We start from the raw sequence: 18,692 nt of genomic DNA on the forward strand, positions 1-18,692 counted from the left end.
GGCACTAATGTTAATTAAGTAAACCCTTTACCTACGCGGTAAAAGGTTTACTTTAGTCTAAAAAGCAATGCTTTATTCTTGAATACGTTCAAGTTTGGCAAGGTAAAAGCCATCAAAGCCGCTATCGGCTGGGCTGATACTTTCATCCTCAATCAGGCGAAAGTTGGGGTTCTCGGCTAAAAACGCATCCACTTGACCGCGGTTCTCGCAAGGGAAGATAGAACAAGTCGCATAGACAACTATGCCACCGACTTTGACCATGCGGCTATAACTGCTCAAAATGTGTTTTTGCAGTTCCATTAACACGGGTAAACGCTCTACAGTATCACGCCATTTTGCATCGGGATTACGCTTTAATACACCCAAACCAGAGCAAGGCACATCAAGCAATACCCTATCGGCACTGAGCTTTAAGCGTTTAATGGTTTTACTGCTGGCGATAACACGGGTTTCGACATTGTGTGCCCCATTACGACGGGCACGCTCTTTGAGTTTGTCGAGTTTCCATTGCTCCACATCCATGGCCAACAAGCGTCCTTTACCCTGCATTTGCGCAGCTATGTGTAAGGTTTTACCGCCCGCACCCGCGCAAGCATCAATCACTTTCATGCCTGGCTTGGCATCAAGCGCCGCAGCTACGCGCTGAGAGCCCGCATCCTGCTGCTCGAATAAGCCATCTTTAAAGCTTTGTGTACGGAACAAGGCTGAATCGGAGGTCACTTCAAGGGCGGAATCGACCCCATCAACACAGAGCGTGCTCACAAACTCGGCAGCAAGCTTAGCGGCCAGTTCATCACGAGTCACCTTAAGGCCGTTAGCGCGTAAAAAACGTTTCGGCGCAGTACTTAACGCGGCGCGCTCTTTTTCCCAAGACTCACCTAGTTGCTCACGGCCCATAACATCGAGCCACTCAGGGCAACCGTCCCACAACACAGGCTTAGTTTTCGCTTGCTCTATACGCTCAGCTAAACGCGCCTCATCAACTTGCAACGAATATTGCATTTTAGGCAATTCAAGCCCATGGAATAAATGCCAGGCATTAAGCAATTTAGAGCCAAAACGCTCCATCTCATCTGGGCTGATTTCCGCCAGATAACAATATAGATTTAAACGACGTAGGATATCACCCGTCGTTAATGCGATACGCGCCTGCTCGGCGGGTACTAATTGCAACCCAGAAAAATGCTGAGAATAGGCCCGATCTAAGGGTTTTCCTTGGCTCAGCACCATAGTTAAGATACTGATCACTAATTCGTTCGAGCTGGCAGAAAGCGGAGAATTCAACATTTAAAAGGTCACCATGAATGATAAAACCGGAGGATCATAGGAGGTCAGGCCCTAATACGCAAGCGTGCTGGCGCCGAGTTAAGGTTAAAGCCATAAAAAAAGCGATCCTAAGATCGCTTTTTTGCCACAGTCAGTTTAACCCATTACATTTTTGAGCCTTTAGCCCCGTAGAACAGGATAAAACCATAACAAATCACGGGCAGAATAAAGGCGATCTGAACGCCAAGATTATCCGCTAACATACCTTGGAATAAGGGCAAAATCGCGCCGCCCACAATCGCCAAACACAGAATGCCACTGCCCTGTGAAGTGTGTGGACCTAAATCACGAAGCGCTAAGCTGAAGATCGTTGGGAACATAATCGAGTTAAATAACCCCACCCCAAGGATTGCCCACATGGCAATACTGCCACTGGTTGTCATCGCTGCAACCACAAGTAGCGCCGCCATAAAAGCATTAAATGCAAGCACTGAGCCTGCTGGTACTTTTTGCATCACCACAGAGCCAATGAAACGTCCCACCATAGCGCCGCCCCAATAATAGGCGATGTAATGGGCGGCTTCGGCTTCTGGCATACCCGCTATATGGCTTTCACCTAAGAAGCTAACTAAAAAGCTACCGATAGACACTTCTGCGCCTACATACACGAAAATACCCACAGCACCGAGCACTAAGTGCTTGCTTTGCAAGGCACTGGTTTTACCAAGATGGGTTTGAACTTCACCTTGAACACTTTCATCATGCTCACGGATCACAGGTAAATCTAACTTCGCAAAAATCAGCGCTAGAATAGCCAAGGCGCCAGAAAGTAACAGGTATGGCAGTTTAACCACTTCCGCTTCAGCGCTCGCTTGGGCTAAATCGCCTGATACTGAACTGGCAACAGAAAGAATTAACATAGCACCAAAAAACGGCGCAACCGTTGTGCCTAAGGCGTTGAACGCTTGCGTTAAGTTCAAACGACTCGACGCAGTTTCGCTACTGCCTAAGGCATTGACATAAGGATTGGCTGCCACTTGCAGGATTGTGATGCCTGATGCCAAAACAAATAATGCACCGAGGAACAAGTTGTAAGTAGCGAGGGCCGCCGCGGGATAAAACAGCGCACAACCAATACTTGCAATCACGAGACCAGTAACAATTCCCTTTTGATAACCCAGCTTTTTCACTAAGTTACCCGCAGGGATTGAGACTAGAAAATAAGCACCGAAGAAACAAAACTGGATCAACATGGCTTGAGTATAATTCAGTGAAAACACCGCTTTAAGATGCGGGATCAGAATATCGTTCAAGCAGGTGATAAAACCCCACATAAAAAACAGTGAAGTCAATGAGATCAAGGCAAAACGATAACTGCCCGACCCATTTTCGCCAGTGCTGCTCGTGTAGCTACCGGTATTAATTGATGACGCCATAGTTATTCTCTCTGTATGTTTTTATTATCAGGAACTAATTAAGGTTACATTCCCCATGGTGCCCGTGGGCGGGTTTATATCGAACTGTGGGCTTGGGATCCCGTATCTATAACACTTCAACCGAATAAAAATGAATCATTTTCACTTTAACATTGCATAAAAGCTGGTAAATGCCGAAAACTTCAGCTGATTGTGTTCTATTTGTGCGGTTTTAAGGCCATGTCCCGTCAGCGACTCACTGATTTCAAATGCAGAGAAATCAAACTCGACCTCGGTATCACCTAAATTGAATCCCACGAACACTTTTATATCGCCTAAGGTGCGAACAAAGGCCAAAATGGGCTCCTTTGTATCAACAAATTTAATATCACCTTCAACTAACACTGGGTGTAACTTACGCCAAGCCAGAAAACGTCGATAACCGTTGAGCATGGAATCAGCATCAGATTCTTGTACATCCACAGCTAACGCTTGGTGCGCAGGTGCAATTGGCAGCCAAGGAGAAACATCACTAAAACCACTAAAGTCAGCGCCTTGCTGCCACGGCATTGGCGTACGGCAACCATCACGCCCCTTAAACATAGGCCAAAATGTTTTGCCAAAGGGATCTTGCAGCTCATGGTATTCAATTGGCGCCTCGGTTAGACCGAGTTCTTCACCTTGATAACTACATATACTGCCGCGCAGCGAACTTAGCATGGCATTGAGCATTTTGACCATGTCTGAATTCTGCTTACCTTGCCCCCAACGACTCGCTACGCGCTGCACATCATGATTGCCGATAGCCCAACATGGCCAGCCATCACCTATGCTCGCTTCCAAAGCCTCTACGGTTTGGCGAATATAACTTGCGCTGTAATCATCAGTCAGCAGCTCAAAACTGTAGGCCATATGCAGGCGATCTTCGCCCTTAGTGTAGGCAGCCATTACAGCCAAGGAGTCTTCGGCCGAGACTTCGCCTAAGGTAACCGCTCCTGGATAGCGATTGATGAGCTTTCGTAAATCTTCAATAAAAGCGATGGTTTGCGGACGGTCATTATTGTAGTAATGGTATTGATATGCGTAAGGGTTATCTTCACTGAAACCACGGCCCTGACGTTTATCCTTAGGCTTTGCCGGATTATCCCTGAGCAGTTCATCGTGATAACAGAAGGTAATGGCATCTAAGCGGAAGCCATCTACCCCCTTTTTAAGCCAAAATTCAACGTTATCCAGCACAGCTTGGCGCACTTTGGGATGATGGAAATTAATATCGGGCTGACTACGCAGGAAGTTATGTAAATAGTATTGCTGTCTGCGCGGTTCCCACTCCCAAGCACAACCGCCAAAAATCGCGAGCCAGTTGTTAGGCGCTGTACCGTCTTCCTTAGGATCGGCCCACACATACCAATCCGCCTTGGGATTCGTACGGTTTTCACGGCTCTCGATAAACCACGCATGTTGGTCCGAGGTATGACTTAATACTTGATCAATAATGACCTTAATACCTAAACCGTGGGCTTTTTCAATCAATTCATCGAAATCATGCATAGTGCCAAAAAGAGGGTCAACTTCGCGGTAATCACTGATGTCGTAGCCAAAATCTGCCATAGGAGATTTAAAGAAAGGTGAAATCCAGATGGCATCGACATTAAGACTCGCAATGTAATCCAGCTTTATGATAATGCCGCGTAAATCCCCGACGCCGTCACCATTAGTATCTAAAAGGCTACGCGGATAAATTTGGTAAATCACTGCACCACGCCACCACGTTAACTCACTCATTGTTGCCCCTTTATCATTATTCTACAGCGAACTTTCCCTAACACACTCAAGCAAACAGTTATCGTTTTGTTACTGCAGAGTAAAGTCATCGCGGCTTCTTTTGTGTTACCGAGCATACGTGAAGAGGGAAATAAGGTTCAATACACCTGCATACGTATGCAGAAGATGCTGCCAATAGTCACATGGCATCACAATGAAATTTACTTTTTATTAACAGTCACTTGATTACAAAATAAAATCATTTTATTCCCTGAGTTCACCCTCTATCACAGTCTATTCTTAACTCTGCTAGGTATTGAATACGTATGCACTCTGTTGTTCAGCTAAGAAACTCGGGAGTAGTATCTTCACCGTTGCATAACAATTTGGTCATAAACGCAGCACTTATGCAGTCAATTAAGCGCCCATATACCAAAAAAAGGCCGCAAAAATAACGCGGTGATAACGATAAACGCTCTACAAAGCGATAAAGCGACTCCAAGGGGAAGAGAGATATGATGCGATTTAAACCCAGTTTGCTAACCTTAGCGCTCATCGCCGCAGGTGCCAGTATGCACTCCTATGCGGCAGATGAAGTGACCACAGATAAGGAAGCAAAAGCAAAAGAAGCTGCGATTGAGGTTATTGAAGTTAAAGGCTTTAGAACCAGTGTCATCAAATCACTAAATGATAAACGCTTTGGAGATACCGTCTCTGAATCGATTTCAGCAGATGATCTTGGCGCCCTTCCCGATCAGTCAATCGCTGATGCACTGACTCGCTTACCAGGCGTGACCGCTGTGCGCACTGGTGGACAAGCAAGCGGCCTCAATATTCGAGGTCTTGATGGTGATTTCGTCTTTGCAACGCTTAATGGACACGAACAAGTGACAACGGGCGGTAAACGCGCGATTGAGTTTGACCAATATCCATCCGAATTAATTAGTCAAGCCGCCGTCTATAAAACACCAAAAGCCTCGCTGATTGAAGGAGGCGTCGCCGGTACGGTAGAATTAAAAACCGCAGATCCCTTAAAAAGCGACAAAGACCAATCATTTAATATCAATGCTCGCGGCAGTTTTAATGACAGAGCGGATGAGATTTCCGATGCCGATCAATATGGCAACCGTCTTAGCTTTGCCTATCAAGGCAAATTCCTTGAAGATACACTCGGTGTGGCGCTAGGCTATGCCCATTTGTACCAACCTTATGTTGCCAGTCAATTCATTGGTTTACGTTTCAACGACGATAAAAAAGATGTCAATGGCGACGGTGCTGCCGAATCAATCAGTGAAGGTTTTGAGTTACAGCAAAAAGGCGGTGATGATACACGTGATGGTTATATGGCGGCTATCCATTGGCAACCAACAGACAATCTCAGTGTAAAAAGTGATTTATTCCATTCAAAATTCACTTCCGAAAACTTTGCCCGAGGCTTTCGCGTTAAGTCATTAAAAAACGGTACTATTAGTGATGCGGTTGTCGAAAATGGTTCTATGACAGGCGGAACGGTATCAACTGATGGTACTGATAACTTTGCCGTTTTTGTTATCAATGATAACGACTCAAAATATTCAGAACTGACATCAGGCTCAGTCAATATTGAGTGGAACAATGGCGGCGCATTAACTGTCGCAGGTGATGTGAGCTATTCAAAAGCCGATGGTGAGTTCGTCAACGGCGGCACGCGTGCCGTTTTATATGATGATATAGGTAATGAAGTACGCTCAGCCGAATCAATTAATTATCAACTACATGGTTTAAGCCCCGCCGATGTCAGTTTTTCAAACGACTATACCAATACCGCGACCTTGGGTTTAAAAGAAGTGGGTATGTGGCCATACGATCAACAAAATGATCTTGTCGCCTACAAGTTAGACTTTAACTATGCATTAGATTCTGGTTTCTTAACTTCAGTTGATTTTGGTCTGCGCTACTCAGAACGTGAGTTTAATGCGCAACGTTCACAAGCCGGTTATGGTTTTGAATTTGGTAAAAACCCAACTAACCAGCCGGTGCTTCAAATGAACACTGACATGACAAATGTCGTCAACTTTGGCGGTGAATTATCAGGCTACCCTAACTTCCTTTCCGTTGATTTCAACAAAGCCATTGAGCTGGTTAACGCGCAGTTAGCGGCAACAGGACAATCCCCTTTCACCCCGACAGCAAATTGGTCTAATAACTGGACCATGATCCAAAGCGGTTCGGTCAATGAAGATGTATTAGCTGGCTATGTCCAAGGTAATCTCGAGTTTGACTTAGGCGATATGAAAGTCACGGGTAACGTGGGCGTGCGTGTTGTTCAAACAGATCAAAGCAGTAAAGGTCTACAACAAGTTGGCTATGGTCTAGGTGAAGCGATTACTGATGAACTTGGCGTGATCAGTACCGATTATATCCGTAACGAGATAGGTAAAACCTATACCGATTATTTACCGTCACTCAACTTAACTTTCCACCTCACTGAAAATGATCAACTGCGCTTTGCTGCAGCCTCTGTGATGTCACGTCCTCCAATCGACAAGCTAAAGTCAGGCATGGGATCTTGGTATGACGATTCTGCTACTCCGGGATACAAAAAGTACAATGCTTGGGGTAACACCAGTCCTCTACTCGATCCGTTCTATGCCGATCAATACGACTTATCTTACGAGCACTATTTTGAAGATTCTGAAGGTGCGGTTGTCGTAGCCTTGTTCTACAAAGATATTAAATCCTTTATCAACAATTTTACAATCCAACCATTTGATTTTGAAGGTAATGGATTTATCGTCCCCGATACTATTATCGATAATGGTGTTGAATTCCCAGTAGTAAAAGATGAAGGTCAATATCAAACTGCAATCAACAACGACAATGGCGGCTACATTCGTGGTGTTGAGTTAGGTTATACCCAAGTCTTTGATTTCCTACCATCGCCACTCAGCGGTCTTGGCTTCACTGGCAGCTACTCGTATTCAGACAGTGAAGTGGAATTTACCACAGATTTAAGTGGTTCAAACTTAACCATTCCATTACCAGGTTTATCAGAAAGCGTACTCAACACCACCTTGTTCTATACTCTGGACGGTTTCGATACTCGCGTCAGCATGAGATATCGTAGCAGCTATGTTTCAGAACAAGTGGCAGTTGAATCACAACTTGCTTTCTTCGATGCCGAAACGATTGTGGATTATCAAGCTTCATACGCTCTGGAAAATGGACTTAAGTTCTTATTCCAAATTAATAACTTAACTGATGAACCGAACAAAACCTATTTTGGTGAAGAACATCAGACAGGAACAATCCAATACTTCGGTAGACAGTACTTCCTAGGGTTAAGTTACTCTTTATAAACTACCCCAAATAAAGCCTGCTTCAATTAAGAAGCAGGCTTTTGCTTATGTAGATTTCAGCATTTCTAACATTCATCATGCCAGCACGTTTTACTTATTTCTCTTTAAAAGGCTTACATTATGATCCGTCAAAACCTAATGATTGCGCTTTATTTATGCTTGGTTTGCTCTTCATTTAATACGGCCTATGCAAACACCTTTGAGCCAGATATATCGACGGACGTTAAGCTTGAACCCGCTTTTTGGTGGGGGGGAATGCAGAATCCTGAGTTACAGCTGGTGCTGTATAGCCGCGAACTTCCAAGCTTACCGCAGCAGATTAAGGTTGATATACAAGGAAAAGGCATCACACTTAAAAGCCTTGAGCACACTGATAACCCTCACTATCTGTTTATCAATTTAGATCTGAGCCAAGCTGCGCCGCAAACCTTTGAGCTAATAATTTCCAACACTGACTCGGCTTCAAAAGCCGACACGCCTCTTTATCGCCTGCCCTATACGTTGCAAGGGCGTGCTAAGGGCAGCCGTGAGCGCCAAGGATTTAGCTATAAGGATGTGATTTACCTTATCACGCCGGACCGATTCGCCAATGGCGACACGAGTAATGACAATCAAGCCGATATGTTAGAGCAAGTCGCAGCTAACTCTCCCAGTAATCTCAACTATCCCGATGCTCGCCATGGCGGCGATATAGCAGGGATCAGCCAGCACTTAGCATATCTGGCAAAACTTGGCGTGACTCAGTTATGGATCAATCCGCTGCTTGAGAATAATCAAGCCCAGTATTCATACCACGGTTACTCAATTACCAATTTATACCGCGTCGATCCCCGCTTTGGCAGCAACGAAGATTATAAAGCCTTAGTCGCTAAGGCTAACAAGCTTGGCCTAGGGGTGATTAAAGATGTTGTGGTGAATCATATCGGCTCTAACCATTGGTGGCTCAACGATTTACCTAGCCAAGACTGGCTGAACGATGCCACAAAAACGCAGCTACATAATCGCAAATCCAAGCCTGACTTGATGCAGTCTGCCGATACTAAATCCAGTGCTATTAAATCCAGCGTTACCAGCCCCCGTTTCACCAGCCATAGGCGCACGACAGTGCAAGATCCCTACGCGGCAGCGCAAGATCATATTGATTTTGTCGATGGTTGGTTTACCGACACTATGCCAGATCTAAATCAAAGCAATCCAAAACTGGCAACCTATCTTATCCAAAACAGTATTTGGTGGGTCGAGTACGCAGGACTTTCGGGGATACGTGAAGATACTTATTCCTACGCCGACAAAGGGTTTCTCGCTAAATGGTCTAAGGCCGTAATGGCTGAGTACCCAAATTTTAATATTGTTGGCGAAGAATGGACCGCAAACCCCATCACAGTGTCCTATTGGCAAAAGGGCAAAATCAATGACGATGGTTATACCTCAGATTTACCCAGTTTGATGGACTTCCCGCTATACGAAAAATTGATTGCCAGCCTTAATGAGCCAGAAACCTGGGATACGGGTTTTATTAAGCTTTACGAGATGTTAGCCAACGATGTTGTGTATGCTGATCCCAGTAAGCTAGTGCTATTTGAAGGCAATCACGACACCAATCGTATCTTCAGTTTAGTGAAAGAAAATATAGACTTATACAAGATGGCCCTCACCTATGTGCTGACCGCCAAACGTATTCCGCAGCTGTTCTACGGCACTGAAGTCTTGATGACCAGCCCAACCGAAGGTCGTCACGATGGTGTTGTGCGCAGTGATTTCCCCGGCGGCTTTGCCAACAGTGCCATTAACGCCTTTACGGGCAAAGGACTGAGTGAACCTCAACAACAAGCGCAGCAATTTGTCAGTACGCTACTGAATTACCGTAAACAATCCCTTGCGCTGCAATCGGGTGATTTACTGCACTTTGTGCCGCAGGATGGCATCTATGTACAATTTCGTTGCTTATTGAATGACCCATTATCAGCTGAACAGAAAGCCGAAGCACTTAAGTCACTAACTCAACACAATTCTCAAACCCAACACAATGCCTGTACTCAGCCCTCGGCCGATAAAGTCATGGTGATTTACAATAAAAATGACAAAGCAGTCACGCTAGATGTAAACCGCTTTGCCAGTGTACTTGGCGATAACCGCGCCGCTACAGATATCATCAGTGGCAACACAGTTTCACTCAATCAAGCGCTAGCATTGCCCCATGCAGGGGTCACTATACTTGAGTTTAAAGCAAGACCGCAGCTAAATACTGGCTTACCTAGCCGTCAGACCTCTAATCACATGAGTTACTCAGCTAGCGATTTAACTCAGGCTCAAACAACTCACCCAATCAAAAACTCAACCCTAAAAGGAATTCAGTCTTGAGCTTTTTATCGCCTATCTATTCCCGAGTGACTCAGTGCCCCCAAGCGGCTAAATTTCCCATAGTGGCTTTACTTATAACCCAAGCAGCGAAAGCCCAGCAGCGCCGACAGTCATCACTCAGCTTATGTTTAAACGCTCTATTCAGTGCCTCTTTATTAACTGCCTCGCTTTTTAGCTTATCGGCTGATGTGAATGCATCGGCGCTGACGCTTGATAATGAGTTACTGCCAAAGTCTGAGAGTGAGGTTATGACGCTTAAACCTGTGGTGTATCAAATCTTTACTCGCCTTTATGGCAATAAAAATCCAACCAACAAACCTTGGGGCACGATTGCCGACAATGGCGTCGGCAAATTTAATGATATCGACGATGTTGCACTCAATAGCATCAAGGACCTAGGCGTTACCCATGTGTGGTACACGGGCGTTCCCCACCATGCATTGATTGGTGATTACAGCGCGATTGGCGTGAGTACTGATGATCCCGATGTGGTCAAAGGACGCGCGGGCTCACCCTACGCAGTCAAAGATTACTACAACGTCAACCCAGATCTGGCGGTCAATCCCGCCAACCGTTTAGCCGAGTTCGAAGCGCTCATTGCCCGTACCCATCACCACGGCTTAAAGGTGATTATCGATATAGTGCCAAACCATGTGGCGCGCCATTATCAATCCGTTAGTAAACCCCAAGGCGTGCGTGATTTTGGCGAAGATGATGATACCAGTCTGGAGTACGCCAAAAACAACAACTTCTATTACGTTGTTGATAAAGTTGATGTTAATAATGGCTCGGAGGGGGCAAAGGGAAAAGCGCATGCCTTTGAAGTGCCAAGCTTACCCGCAGGACTTAAACCGCTGGGCGGAGAAGCTCACCCCTTAAGTGACGGCAAATTCAACGAATTTCCCGCAAAATGGACTGGCAATGGCTCACGCTTAGCCAAGCCCGATGCCAATGATTGGTACGAGACCGTTAAAATCAATTACGGCGTACGCCCCGATGGCACCTATGACTTCCCTCGCCTGCCAGCCAATTTCGCCACTTTAACGCAGGCGCAGCATTACGCTTTCTGGCAACAACACTTAGCCGAGCTCCCAAGCTCTTGGATTAAATTCAATCAGATTGCCCAGTATTGGCTAGCGAAAGGGGTCGATGGCTTTCGCTATGATATGGCCGAAATGGTGCCAGTGGAGTTTTGGAGCTATCTCAACAGCCAGATAAAACACACAAATCCCGATGCCTTTATCTTGGCCGAGGTCTATAACCCCAAGCTGTATCGAGATTATATCCAACTTGGCAAAATGGATTATCTGTACGATAAGGTCGATCTTTACGACACCCTAAAAGCCGTAATGGCGGGTAAAACCAGCACAGCTAATATCGCGGCAGATCAGGCAAAAGTGCAGGATATTGAATCTCACATGCTGCACTTTTTAGAAAACCACGACGAGCAACGTATTGGTAATGCGGCATTTTTAGCATCGCTACACACAAATAAGCCCACGGCAACCCAAGCCGTTAATCCACACTATGCCCTACCCGCTATGGTAGTGTCGGCAACGATAGGTACTTCACCGACGTTAGTGTATTTTGGCCAAGAAGTGGGAGAAGCCGCCATCGACAACCCAGGATTTGGTCATGCATCACGCACCAGTATTTTTGACTATGTTGGCGTCCCCGCCCATCAGCGCTGGATGAACAATGGCAAGTTTGATGGTGGACAATCAACCGTAAAGGAAGCCACTTTGCGGGCTTATTATCAAAAATTACTGAACCTAAGCACAGGTAAAAATGTACCGGCGCTTTTAGGAGAATATTACTCGCTCGATGCCGCCAACCGCAGCGCACAAACCGCCACAATGGATACACATGGCAGCGCAACGGGTTATGATGACTGCACTTTTGCCTTTGTGCGCTTTGAGGAAAATACGGCCAATAAAACGGGCCAAAAACTGATTATTGTGAATAACTTTAATCAAACCCAAGCAAAGCCATTATCCCTTAAGCTGCCAAAGCCACTTATCGACCAATGGCAGTTAACGGATGGGACCTATCCACTTAAGGATTTGCTGGAAGACAACAAAGCGCAGTTGGTTGTCAAACAAGGTGAAGGACAAGTTCAGATGCAACTTGCACCGCTGTCTTCAGCCATATTCGAGCTGGAAGATTAAACGAGCAAAAAGCCTAGGTGAGCTAAAAAGTGAAATCGACCGATAGCGTCACGCTAAACTGTGACGCTATCTTTTTTTAACCGTTATACTCTCAAACCTTTCTATCTTATTTGATCACCCTTTAAAAATCACAAAGGAAAGCGATGTTACTCGGCATTCACCATGCAGCGATTATTTGCAGCGACTATCAAAAGTCCAAACACTTTTATGTAACCATTCTTGGCCTTACCGTGCTTGCAGAGCATTTCCGTGAGGCACATAAGTCCTATAAACTTGATTTACAACTGGCCGATAAGAGTCAAATTGAGTTATTTTCATTCGATAATCCACCCAAACGACCAAGCTATCCCGAAGCCTGTGGACTTAGGCATCTCGCCTTTCGCGTAGCATCGATTGAAACCGCCATCGAACATCTTCATAGCCATCACATTACCGTTGAACCCGTCCGCATTGACGAATACACAAGCAGAAAATTCACCTTCTTTAGCGATCCCGACGGCTTACCCTTAAAGTTATATGAGCTATAGCACGAGTGAAATAAGGCAACATCACAGCAATAAGATGAATAAAGCTTAATTACGCTAAGGGATGGTCAGCATTAGACTCAATAAAACGACGCAGCCGTTTAACCAATAGTTTAAGTAATCGATTGACCAATTTGGCGCTGTGATAAGGTCAAAGCCTACCTAGGCTAACCATTGAGGAACTCAAGATGTTTGATAATCCAGCATTATTACTATGGAGTTTAGTCTTTAGCCTCTTTGGTCTTGGCTTTTTCACCTATGGCAAACGCCAAGGTGCACCCATCCCCCTCGTCGTTGGGATAACCCTGATGCTCTACCCTTATTTTGTCAGCAACCTAATCTTACTCGTCTGCATCGGCATAGCACTCATCGCGCTACCGTATTTTGTGAAGTTGTAACAAGCGATCTTTGTCATAGCTAGATTGAAAAGCTCATATCTATCAGAGCAAAGAGGACTTATGTCTTACTCGACAAAATGACCTTATTCCACTATCTATCACTGGTCATGACTTTACTGGCCAAGCCAATAAGCAACACACCTGATATCCCCTCTAAGGCTCTCGAATAACGCAGGGAATTGGGGCGACTAAATACCCAGCTTCCTGCCGACGCATAAAGGACGTTACACAAGGTCGCTAACAAACTGAAAATAAGACCAAGGGTTAACAGCTGAATTGACGTTGAACCCGCTAACGGGTCAATAAACTGCGGCAAAAAAGAGAGGAAAAATAAAGCGACTTTAGGATTAAGTACACTAACGACAATGCCTTGGAAAACTACGTTGCCGTTTGGTTTGCTATTGTTATCAACCACAATTTTATTATTGCCACGCCACATTGATATTAACGCTTGAATGCCTAAATACACTAGATACGCGGCCCCTAACCACTTCACAATACTAAAAGCCAACGCTGAACTGAGAATGATGGCAGATAATCCCAAGCTAGCAGCAAGCGTGTGAACAAAATAACCCACACCTAAACCCATCGCAGCTTTAAGCCCACTGATCATTTTCCCTTTCATTGTGTTAGATACAATGTAGATGACATCAGGTCCAGGGATAAGATTGATAGCAAGGCAAGCAACTGCAAACAGTAATAGTGAATTTAAATCCATTTAATTTTTCTCCTTGTTAAACGCGTAATCTATCGCGCCGCTTAAGTGGTGTCCGACGCAATACCGCAGCCTCTGTAAACCACTTTAAAAAAAAATCAAAACGTTAACTACAAGTAAATTGGTAACCAGAACCTGTGCTCAACTTTATATACTTTTTGCTCACGTCTTGATTCAAAGCAAACTTCAATTTGCTCATCCTTAACGATCTTAATTTGCGCTTAATTTCTTTATTCACGGCAAATCGTTAAACGGCGCATCGCAAAAATGCCCAATAGTGAAAGTATTAATAAAGATAAGCTGCCACCGCCGCTGTAACCTTGTTTATGTTCTATGGTGGCGACGTGCTCTTCCTTAACCCGAGTTTTAAAACGGGCAAGCTCGTCATCTAAATTGACTATCATGTCGTTCACCGCAAGATCAAAGCCCTCGTAAGATTTCTCTCTTAGGGTTGTCGTCACGCCAACAGCGGTTGAACTCTCAGTTAACTGATTAATACCTGGCGCCCTAAATAACATCTTCTGGCTACGCATATCGAAAACGGCTGTATCAACAAAGGTTTGAATCGCATTTTCATTGCCGGGGATTAAATACATGCCCACGATAGTCCAATAAAGAATGGCGGATTTGTTCTCGTGGCTTTGCATCAATTGATCGTAAGAAACCAATGACATCACATCAACATCATGCAGGCGAGCAACCTGCTGCAAGGTTTCAAAACCTTTACCATTTTTAAGATAGGTACTTGGGATCACTTCGATACGATCGATATAGTCATATTTGACAAAGGATTTTTTCACCTTATCAAGTAATGCCATCTGAGTTCGGCTATCAATTGCATCGGCTTGCCAATGGGACGAAGGCAAGAAAGCGATGCCGACGGTAATCGGTAAACGCAGCACAGGTAAGGATGGCTGCTGGGCTTGGCGACTCTTCTCATCGGGGTATAGATATTCAACTAAGCTACTTGATACCGCATTTTTCTCCGTAGTATTACCGTTAAAAAATGCACTACAACCACCCAGTGAAAGCATTGCGAATGAGGCTATACTACAGGCTAATACCTTAAGTTTCATTTGTTTCCCTACCGTATCCATACACTTGCTGTTAATGATGAAAACTGAACCTACAACTAATGTAGATTTTGGGTTACCTTATCCATTCATCAGAGTAAAAACAAGCTGTTATGTTCACATATCACAGCATTAATCTTCCTTGATTAGATTTTAAATACAAAAAAGCCGCACTATAAATGCGGCTAATCAATAGGTACAACCATTCTCTAAAATACAACTTAAGTCAAAAGTTAAGCGTATTTACGCACTTTTTTAAGGGCGATTTGTTGTTTTAGCATGGATAAATGTTCGATAAACACTTTGCCATGTAAATGGTCGATTTCATGCTGTAATACTATGGCTAAAAACTCATCGGTTTCGATTTCAATAGCCTTGCCCGTTCTGTCTAAGGCGGTCACTTTAACCTTTTCAAAACGTGACACTTTAGCGCGATAACCTGGGATAGACAAACAACCTTCTTCACCGACGAACTCACCTGACTTTTCAACAATCTCAGGATTAATCAGCACTAAAGGCTGGTCGCGACCGTCAGATAAATCGATCACGATAATGGCATCTGTACTGCCGACTTGAGTTGCTGCTAAACCGATACCATCGTCCGTGTGATACATGGTTTCGATTAAATCATCGATAAATCCCTGAACAGCTTCAATATCTTTTACAGGTTGCGCTTTACGTTTAAGGCGCTCATCGGGAATAGTTAGAATATCGAGTACAGCCATGCCAGTTATCTTCTCTCATCGAGTCAAAAAAATTGGCGCTATTATGGACTATTTGACCATTTACACAATATTTAAGCTAAAAACAGTTTAAATATTTTGTTAGTAATCGAGCTAGCCGATAAAAATATCGAGAAGTGCTTAATCCTTTAAACGCCAAATACCCTCTAATCTTCCGCTAAGCCATGCTTTACCGTTACACTAACGTGAACTCATCAAGCAAAAGTTTTTGAGCGTGATTCTTTGTGAGTGAATACCATTAAGCTGAGGGTTAACAATTCAATGGCATCGTTCCCTAAAGACAAATCACCACTGTATCAATACCTTGAACAAGATAAACAGAGTGTAGCGAGAAAACAGCCCCAAGCAGTGGACTTGTCTCCTATGGCGAAAATCTGGCATATCGTCGCCATGATCCCGCAGGGTAAAGTCAGCAGCTATGGCAAAATTGCCGATTATGCAGGATTACCGGGACGAGCGCGTTATGTGTCAAAAGCACTGAAAGCAGCTCCCGAACATTTGTCACTCCCTTGGCATAGGGTACTCAATAGTCAAGGCAAAATATCCTTCGAGAAAAATTCAACCTTCTTTCAAGAACAGATGGAATTATTAAGAATTGAAGGGATAACAGTGAACTGCGGCAAAATTAATTTGTCTGAATACGAGTGGCGCCCGGATCTGGTGACTTTAGTCATGGCAATGCCATTTTAATTTAATATATTGATCCATAAACTATTTACATCTCTATTTACAGAAACGTCGTCCTCGGCTATAACCTGCTTACAGTCGATCCGATAATTGATTTATGCTCAACTGATTGACCCAGAACTGTGTAAGTAAGCATGCTACTCGACACTTTTTTATCAACCACTACCGACCATTCTGTAGTGATACAAGGTGAAAACCTGCGACCCAAGGAGCATTCTTTGCGTACCATTCCCACATTATTAGTGAGTTTTACCGTCCTCACTCAAAGTATGTTTGCCATGGCAGCGCCAACGCCGCTAACACCGCAGACGGCCGAATACCAAGTCAACTATGGAGACATTGAATTAGGAAAAGCCAAATACACGCTACCCAATCCCGAAGATGGCGTGTTTAAGTATCGTTTTGATAGCGATCTCAGCCTATTATTGTTAACCGATGTGCGTCACATCTTGAGTGAATTTACTCAAAATGATACGCAGCTCAGTCCTTTGCGTTACTTACAACAACGCCAAGGTGTCGGGCCTAATTACACGGAGCAAACCGCATTCGCCAAAGCTCAAGGCTTTATTCATACCCGTTACAAAGATGAAAAAGGCAAGTTTCCCTATGATGATAAAATCTTTGATCCTCTTATGGTGCAGTTGCAATTTAGGCTAGATATGATGGCGGGCAAAGAAGTGCTCGACTATAAGATGGTCAAGGACAACGAAGTCGATGAATACAAGTTTCATGTGATCGGTAAAGAACGAATGAACATCGACAGCGGCAGTTACGACACAGTCAAAATTGAAGTCGTGCGTGACAATAAAAAACGTCAAACCTTCTTCTGGATGGCGCCTGACTTAGCGTATTTGCCCGTGCGTCTAACTCACTTTGAAAAAGGCAGTAAGCAGCTCGATATTAAGTTACTTAAATATCACTTCGATGAAGTGCCGCACCAAGAAACCATACCTGCAGACATTGCAGAGAAACCGCTAGTGCCTAAACTGCTCGGCACGACTGAAGGTTAATCGGTAAGGCATTGAGTTAAGATGTATAAACTTAACCCAATGATACAAAGCCTTAGCTTCACAATACTGAACTAAAGCCAAACTCATATCGAATAAAGCCCAACCGAACTAATACTAACCGAACTATATTTAACTGAACTATATCTAACTGAACTTAGGGCCTACCTCTAAGTTCAGTTAATGTTCATCGCTAATGGTTCATCACTGATTGCTAGAAGGTATGTTAGATACTGACTCGAACTTTTTAATAAAGTGACCTGAACAAAACAAAGTCAACCGTAAATCCGCTTGCCCTCATTATTTAGCTCAGTGGTATCACATCAGAGATCGATTAACAGCTCACCCAATCTGAACAGCTTCCAGTTACCCGGCTGCATAACGCGCCACTGTTCATTCTCGGTCAATGGGCGAGTCGCAATCACAGTCACCACATCATGGGCGGTAGTTTCCTTATCAAAATCAATCACCACATCGGTATCAATAAGTTTCGCTTTACCAAACGGCGCGCGGCGAGTGATGTAACATAAGTTATTACTGCAATAGCTCATTAAATGCTCGCCATCGCTCAATATCATGTTGAACACACCTAAGGCACGGATTTGCTCGGCCAACGTCGCGACAAAATGGAACACAGCCAACATATCTTCAGGTTTAGTACCGCCAAACTTCTGGGCGACTTGTTCCAAAATCCAGCAGAAAGCAAGTTCGCTATCGGTATCGCCTACGGGTTGATAGCGCGAGACATGAAACTTGGGCAGATAGTCCGTCAATTGCCCATTATGGGCATAGGTCCAATAACGTCCCCATAATTCGCGGGTAAAAGGATGAGTATTCTCTAAAGACACACAGCCGCGATTAGCCTGCCGAATATGGCTTATCACCACTTCACTTTTAATCGGGTAGGATTTGATCAATTTTGCAATATGCGATTCGCTACTCGGGCAAGCATCTTTAAAAGTACGGCTACCTTTCCCCTCGTAAAAAGTAATACCCCAGCCGTCCACGTGGGGACCGGTTACACCACCACGTTGTGCTAATCCCGTAAAACTAAACACAATATCGGTCGGCACATTGGCGCTCATCGCCAGTAACTCGCACATATTTCTCGCCTATCATCAATCAAAAAAACTACTTATTGGCATTGTAACTAGTTGATGACATTTGTGGAATGATCAAAGCTGACAAATAATTTAAACAATTGTTTGAAAAATACTTGTATTAAAATTCTCT

At 44.3% G+C, this 18,692-nt stretch carries 14 protein-coding genes; 7 read left to right on the plus strand and 7 right to left on the minus strand.

The window, feature by feature from the left end; genetic code table 11:
• Window positions 1–72: 72 nt before the first annotated feature.
• The 3 genes from L5M17_RS05380 to L5M17_RS05390 form a co-directional block, all read right to left on the minus strand.
• Window positions 73–1,287 (minus strand): RsmB/NOP family class I SAM-dependent RNA methyltransferase, encoded by a 1,215-nt coding sequence (locus L5M17_RS05380; RefSeq protein ID WP_168825119.1) that lies wholly within the window; start codon window positions 1,285–1,287, stop codon window positions 73–75.
• A 143-nt stretch (window positions 1,288–1,430) separates the two neighbouring features.
• Window positions 1,431–2,702 carry a sugar MFS transporter gene (locus L5M17_RS05385; protein ID WP_263145777.1) on the minus strand — a complete coding sequence of 424 codons (1,272 nt, stop codon included), beginning with the start codon at window positions 2,700–2,702 and terminating at the stop codon, window positions 1,431–1,433.
• Window positions 2,703–2,843: 141 nt separating this feature from the next.
• Window positions 2,844–4,466: an alpha-glucosidase gene (locus L5M17_RS05390; protein WP_263145779.1), complete on the minus strand. Its 1,623-nt coding sequence runs from the start codon at window positions 4,464–4,466 to the stop codon at window positions 2,844–2,846.
• Window positions 4,467–4,960: 494 nt separating this feature from the next.
• Here L5M17_RS05390 and L5M17_RS05395 point away from each other — a divergent pair, with 494 nt between their 5' ends.
• The 5 genes from L5M17_RS05395 to L5M17_RS05415 all read left to right on the plus strand — a co-directional run bounded on the left by L5M17_RS05395 (window position 4,961) and on the right by L5M17_RS05415 (window position 13,234).
• Window positions 4,961–7,783 carry a TonB-dependent receptor gene (locus tag L5M17_RS05395; protein WP_028760039.1) on the plus strand — a complete coding sequence of 941 codons (2,823 nt, stop codon included), beginning with the start codon at window positions 4,961–4,963 and terminating at the stop codon, window positions 7,781–7,783.
• A 120-nt stretch (window positions 7,784–7,903) separates the two neighbouring features.
• Window positions 7,904–10,144: a glycoside hydrolase family 13 protein gene (locus L5M17_RS05400; RefSeq protein WP_263145783.1), complete on the plus strand. Its 2,241-nt coding sequence runs from the start codon at window positions 7,904–7,906 to the stop codon at window positions 10,142–10,144.
• A complete protein-coding gene (locus L5M17_RS05405) occupies window positions 10,141–12,312 on the plus strand; it encodes an alpha-amylase family protein (protein WP_263145785.1) in 2,172 nt (723 codons plus the stop codon). Before L5M17_RS05400 ends, L5M17_RS05405 begins: the two co-directional genes overlap by 4 nt.
• Before the next feature lie 143 nt (window positions 12,313–12,455).
• A complete protein-coding gene (locus tag L5M17_RS05410) occupies window positions 12,456–12,839 on the plus strand; it encodes a VOC family protein (RefSeq protein ID WP_263145788.1) in 384 nt (127 codons plus the stop codon).
• A gap of 185 nt (window positions 12,840–13,024) precedes the next feature.
• Window positions 13,025–13,234: a hypothetical protein gene (locus tag L5M17_RS05415; protein WP_113939622.1), complete on the plus strand. Its 210-nt coding sequence runs from the start codon at window positions 13,025–13,027 to the stop codon at window positions 13,232–13,234.
• Window positions 13,235–13,325: 91 nt separating this feature from the next.
• On the opposite strand, the gene L5M17_RS05420 is transcribed toward L5M17_RS05415, so the two are convergent.
• From L5M17_RS05420 to def, 3 genes are all read right to left on the minus strand, one after another.
• A complete protein-coding gene (locus L5M17_RS05420) occupies window positions 13,326–13,952 on the minus strand; it encodes a LysE family translocator (RefSeq protein WP_131525774.1) in 627 nt (208 codons plus the stop codon).
• 227 nt (window positions 13,953–14,179) lie between these two features.
• A complete protein-coding gene (gene rhlP, locus L5M17_RS05425) occupies window positions 14,180–15,025 on the minus strand; it encodes a rhombotarget lipoprotein (protein WP_263145790.1) in 846 nt (281 codons plus the stop codon).
• Between the two features lie 230 nt (window positions 15,026–15,255).
• Entirely contained in the window at window positions 15,256–15,747 is a 492-nt protein-coding gene (def, locus tag L5M17_RS05430) for a peptide deformylase (protein WP_011789520.1), read from the minus strand.
• Between the two features lie 279 nt (window positions 15,748–16,026).
• Here def and L5M17_RS05435 point away from each other — a divergent pair, with 279 nt between their 5' ends.
• Both L5M17_RS05435 and L5M17_RS05440 read left to right on the plus strand, forming a co-directional pair.
• Window positions 16,027–16,455 (plus strand): MGMT family protein, encoded by a 429-nt coding sequence (locus L5M17_RS05435; protein WP_212600583.1) that lies wholly within the window; start codon window positions 16,027–16,029, stop codon window positions 16,453–16,455.
• A gap of 215 nt (window positions 16,456–16,670) precedes the next feature.
• Window positions 16,671–17,462 (plus strand): DUF3108 domain-containing protein, encoded by a 792-nt coding sequence (locus L5M17_RS05440; RefSeq protein WP_105252420.1) that lies wholly within the window; start codon window positions 16,671–16,673, stop codon window positions 17,460–17,462.
• Window positions 17,463–17,782: 320 nt separating this feature from the next.
• Here the strand turns inward: L5M17_RS05440 and L5M17_RS05445 are convergent, their stop codons facing one another.
• Window positions 17,783–18,562, minus strand: coding sequence for a class II glutamine amidotransferase (locus L5M17_RS05445; protein ID WP_212600585.1), 780 nt, complete (start codon window positions 18,560–18,562; stop codon window positions 17,783–17,785).
• Between the last annotated feature and the right edge of the window lie 130 nt (window positions 18,563–18,692).

Origin of the sequence: Shewanella sp. SW24 (assembly GCF_025653395.1) — a bacterium.
Classification (GTDB): Bacteria; Pseudomonadota; Gammaproteobacteria; order Enterobacterales; family Shewanellaceae; genus Shewanella; species Shewanella oncorhynchi.